Origin of the sequence: Gordonia sp. ABSL11-1 (assembly GCF_030315685.1) — a bacterium.
Taxonomy (GTDB): Bacteria; Actinomycetota; Actinomycetes; order Mycobacteriales; family Mycobacteriaceae; genus Gordonia.
In genome coordinates, this window is sequence record NZ_JASXSI010000052.1 from 1 (window position 1) to 4,828 (window position 4,828).

Consider the following 4,828-nt stretch of genomic DNA (forward strand, 5'->3'; position numbering starts at 1 on the left):
GTCATTTGCGACACGGAATCAGCGTGAAAGCCCGAGGCTAAACCGTGGTGAACGCTGAGGTGCAAGTCTGGCTCAACTGGCATCGGTAAACGATCGGCGCTCTCAGAGCCTCCTGGCACTCGTGGCGGCAGATTGTGGCTAGCCGCCGTTAGCGTCCTTGACCGGACGCCCAGTCGAGGACGGCCGCAATGTATTTCGGGCTCTGTGCCTCCGACCACGGAAGCGTCCACCGATCGGCTTCTGAGTCACGGCACACAAGGTCCCAGCGCCCGAGCGCGCGGACGCCATCGGAGACGTTGATCTGCTTGGTACGAATGATTGAGGCCAGCGCCGCCGTAGTGACCGACTCTCGCGAACCGATGAGCCACCAGATTCGCCGCAACATCTCGGGCTCGATATCTGGATCTTCGGCGTCCACGATGTCTTGCCAGATCGGGTGATCCTCGGCGGGACACTGCGAGACATCACCGCGTCGCAACAACTCGGTGGCGCCCGCTTGCATCTTGCTGTGCGCTGCTCGTTCGAGCGCCGGTTCCGACGGCGACGAATGAGCAGGCGGCACGCCCAAGTAGTTGTCGATCCACGACAGCCCTCGCCTGTCGAGCCGTGTGCGCGCCCGAGTGACGGTCACGTAGGCGAGCATGGCATCGTGGCGCGGTATATCTCGGCGGTTCCCATCCTCGTCCTGGCTGGGCTCATGAAAGTCTTTGGCAATGTACACGTTTGGCCACTCGCGGCCCTTCGAGCGGTGTGCGGTCGATACGATCACCTGCGCTTTGTCCTCCTCGACTACGGCATCGGCAGCGGCCAGGATGCTGTCGACGCCGTACGCGTCGATGAGCTTGACGAGCGGTTTCAGATCGCGGCCGCCGATGTCGTTGTCGGCGTACTCCTGAAGCTCCCCCCACGATGTGAACAGGTACAGCTCAGGATGGGTGGTGCGCCGCCCATGCTTGAGTTCGTCGGCTGCTCTCGCAAGTCTCTTGATGATGTCGCTGCCGCCGACGATCGCGACGGCAGCGCCGTCGGCCATTCGCGTCATCGCCTGAGACATTGCTTCAGCGTTCGTACGACACAGCACAGCATCAGGCTGTGAACATTCTGTGACCGCTGATTGCATGCGCGGATTACCGCGGACGAGAGTCGGAGAACGCAGAAGGCCCAGCCACTTGTTGGCCTCGTCTGCGATCGGTGTGCCGAAACGCCAGGACTGCGACAGGGACAGGTAGTGGTGCGCAGGCCATTGGTCGAGGGCGTCGACGGCTCCGCGCCATGCGTACAACTGCTGATAGGAGTCGCCCACCGCGATGACCTGAGAGCCAATCTGACTCTGGACCACCTGTGCTAGAACAGGGTTCGAATCCTGACATTCATCAAGCATGACCATGTCGGCGGGCAGTTGCGGACGGGATAGTGCCCACAACTTCAGGTAGTAGTCGTGTTCGAAGTGTAGGAGCCCGTGCGTATTGCAGACGTCGTCCCACGCGTCGATCGCGAACGGCAACACGGCCCTCGTGAGTTCGCGTTGTTGTTCTGCACCGAGGCCTCGCTGCCACGGCACATGAAGCTCATTGATGGTGTCGTCAGCGGAATGGCAAAACCGAAGCACCGTCTCGATCGCGATGCGAGCGAGTTGTGACGGATTGATTGTCGAGTGATCTAATGTCAGCCATCGTCGGATGCCCAAGATTTCCGCAACCTGTTTCGAAGTCTGTCGAGGGCCGCCGATTCGATGTCGGTACGTTCGCCCAAATGTTTTGAACGCCAATGAATGCGCGGTGCGGCATGTGACATTCCGTGGAAACTTCGACGCGGCTTCGGTCGCCGTCGCCTTGTTGTACGCGATGTATAGCCCTCGGGACCGAGTTGTATCGGCGATCATGCGCAGGGTGGTCGTCTTACCGGACCCCGCTACTGCCTGAATCACGACGTCATCACCGCTTCTGGCGGCAGTGACGATTCGTTCTTGTTCGGGGGTTGCAGCGATAGAGCTCCTGTCCGATTCCATGGGTGTGATGATTCCTCATTCTCTCGACGGGGTCTACTGCCGCCGAGTCGAAGGGCCGATAATTATGGTGTGTCGCGAACCCGGGTGTTCACCGACAGGAGAACGGAAGCCGAGAATTGAACGTGGTCGGTCGTTCAGAGGATATTTCGATCGAGTCGAGCTGGCTGGGGCAAGGTTCGACACAGCGTTGGGATCGGTTAGCACCGAAGCTGTTTCACGTTTACCCGTCAATACCGTCTGAGGCAAAGATGGATTCGAGTACTGCGCGACTCCTGTCCGCGCGAGATGCCACATTGTGGAACAACTACTCGACGGTCGACGGCTGGATCTCACGGTCGGTTCTGGTGAGCCCGCCGTGGTTGTCGGAGTTCACAGGTTGGCAACCTGCCGTGCCGATCGTGTATTCGCCGCCCTTGCCTGAGCATCCGCGGTGGCCGGTTCCACCTGGCCCGCCACCCTCGGATCGACCCGTAGGGCCCGTACCGGATCCATGGGTGCTCAGTCCGTTTCCCCAGCCGTGGTCCTCCTCGATGGATCCTTGGGGTGCATTCGCGGCATGGAAGTCGGCCATGATCAGCACTCGAGTTCTAGACTTCTCCGTCGACCTCGTCTCGAGGGGAGAGAGAGTGGGGTGCTCGCGCGCTTCACTGAAGGTTGGGTAGGGCGCATCGCGAACGCCGATTCGACGGCGATGGTGATGGCACTGGAAAGTTGCCGCTCCCGATCGTCCTGCCGCCCAACTGGTGGCGACATCCGGGTCCGAGACCGCCGCGTCCCAATGAGGTCATCTTGGTCGACCCAGTCCTCGCGCTCACGACCACGGCGGTGACACTCGCGGAGGCAAGCGCGAGCTTCGATGACACAACACCGATCGACCGCGCGGCGGTGAGCTTGTTGGACGCAGCCGCCGAGATCAACGGTCGTAGGTGATCGAGCAGAGTAGTTACATCGAGCAGACCGGTCACCGATGATTGCTGACCATCCAGCTCGACGACGACGTCGGCATTCGGCGCCAGTTTGCGACGAAACGATTGCTGAGCACCTGTCGACACGAACTGAGCGCGCCGCCCGTTCCTCCCCGGCCGGCTGGGGCGTTTTTCCCACCTACGTGGATCGGGCGTGCATATCGGTGGGGCCGTCGTGACGGGTCTGAACGCCACGGATGGCGAGGCCTGATCAACCGGATTGCAGGGACCGAAGAAACGCACTCACATCGTCGTTCTGCGGCAACAACCCCGACTCCCGCGCCTCCACCAGCCCCGGAGCCGCCGTATCCTTCGCCGACAACTCGTACTCCAACGGCATGCCGTCCCGAGCCGTCGTCGGCCACTCGATCCCCAACTCCGCATCAAGCGGATTGATCCCGTGCTCACCCGTCGGGTTGTAGCCAGTCGAGCACAGGTAGGTCACCGTGGACCCGTCGGCCAACGAACAAAAGGCGTGACCCAGACCCTCCGACAGGTACACCGCGCGGCGGTCGACGTCGTCGAGCAGCACGGTGTCGTAGGTGCCGAACGTGGGTGAGCCGACGCGGATGTCGACGATGACGTCGAGGATTGCCCCGGATGGGCAGGTCACGTACTTGGCCTGTCCGGGTGGTACGTCGGCGAAGTGGACGCCGCGCAGGACGCCTGCGGCCGACACCGAGAGGTTGACCTGAGCCAGCTCGAGTCGGTGGCCGATGGCCTCGGCGAGCAGGTCACCTTTGAACACCTCGGCGAACAGTCCGCGGTCGTCGCCGTGCTGGACCGGCGTGATCTCCCACGCACCGTCGATCGTCAGCGGCCGGAGTTTCATGAGAACTCACGGCCGCGGGAGAGAATCTCGAGAAGGTAGTTGCCGTATCCGGATTTGCGGAGCTTCTCGGCGCGGGCCAGCAGCTCGTCGTCACCGATGAAACCGTTACGCCAGGCGATCTCCTCAGGCACGGCGATCTTGAGGCCTTGCCGCTGCTCGATGGTGCGAACAAAGTTGCCGGCATCGAGCAAAGAATCGAAGGTGCCGGTGTCGAGCCAGGCGGTACCGCGGGGGAGGACCTCGACGGCGAGCTTCCCACGGTCGAGATAGTGGGCGTTGATGTCGGTGATCTCGTACTCGCCGCGCGCGCTGGGCTGCAGATTGCGGGCGATCTCGATGACGTCGTTGTCGTAGAAGTACAAGCCCGGGACGGCGAAGTTCGACTTCGGGTGCTCCGGCTTCTCCTCGAGCGACAGTGCCGTGCCGTTCGCGTCGAACTCGACGACACCGTAGGCCGTCGGGTTCGCCACCCAGTAGGCGAATACCGCGCCTCCATCCACATCGTCGAAGCCCTGTAGCTGGCTACCGAGGCCCGGTCCGTAGAAGATGTTGTCGCCGAGCACGAGTGCGACGGAGTCGATGCCGATGTGGTCGGCGCCGAGCGTGAAAGCCTGCGCCAGCCCGTCCGGTGACTGCTGCGTGACGTAGGAGAGGTTGATGCCGAACTGATCTCCATTGCCCAGCAGTCCACGGAACGCGGCGCTGTCGTGTGGCGTGGTGATGATCAGGATGTCGCGGATGCCGGCGAGCATCAGCATCGACAGCGGATAGTAGATCATCGGTTTGTCATAGACAGGCACCAACTGCTTGCTCACGCCCTGCGTGATGGGGTGAAGCCGTGATCCGGTACCACCGGCAAGAATTATCCCGCGCATGATGGAAGAATACGCGCGAAGGACCTTTGCTGCGACTCGACGGACGATGTGATACGACTCGCATTCTGTTGTCGCGCAGAAATTCTCGTCACGTCGGTCTCAACTGCTGTTAAGAAAGTGTGGTCTGTTCATGCGAATTCTGGTCACT

Annotated in this window: 3 protein-coding genes; all 3 read right to left on the reverse strand. The window is 61.7% G+C overall.

Annotated elements, in window-relative coordinates; all coding sequences use genetic code 11:
- Positions 1 to 148: 148 nt before the first annotated feature.
- On the reverse strand, positions 149 to 2,008 hold the full coding sequence (locus tag QSJ19_RS26175) for a UvrD-helicase domain-containing protein (protein ID WP_286323977.1): 1,860 nt from the start codon (positions 2,006 to 2,008) through the stop codon (positions 149 to 151).
- 1,176 nt (positions 2,009 to 3,184) lie between these two features.
- Positions 3,185 to 3,805 (reverse strand): dTDP-4-dehydrorhamnose 3,5-epimerase family protein, encoded by a 621-nt coding sequence (locus QSJ19_RS26180; protein WP_286323979.1) that lies wholly within the window; start codon positions 3,803 to 3,805, stop codon positions 3,185 to 3,187.
- The gene (gene rfbA, locus QSJ19_RS26185) at positions 3,802 to 4,680 is read right to left on the reverse strand and encodes a glucose-1-phosphate thymidylyltransferase RfbA (protein WP_286323980.1); all 879 of its coding nucleotides are present in this window, start codon (positions 4,678 to 4,680) and stop codon (positions 3,802 to 3,804) included. The genes QSJ19_RS26180 and rfbA overlap by 4 nt, the downstream gene beginning before the upstream one ends.
- Positions 4,681 to 4,828: the final 148 nt, after the last annotated feature.

Excerpts from the sequence above, each read along its gene's own strand:
- rfbA (WP_286323980.1), bottom strand. The coding sequence starts at position 4,680 with ATGCGCGGGATAATTCTTGCCGGTGGTACCGGATCACGGCTTCACCCC.
- QSJ19_RS26175 (WP_286323977.1), bottom strand. The coding sequence starts at position 2,008 with ATGGAATCGGACAGGAGCTCTATCGCTGCAACCCCCGAACAAGAACGA.
- QSJ19_RS26180 (WP_286323979.1), bottom strand. The coding sequence starts at position 3,805 with ATGAAACTCCGGCCGCTGACGATCGACGGTGCGTGGGAGATCACGCCG.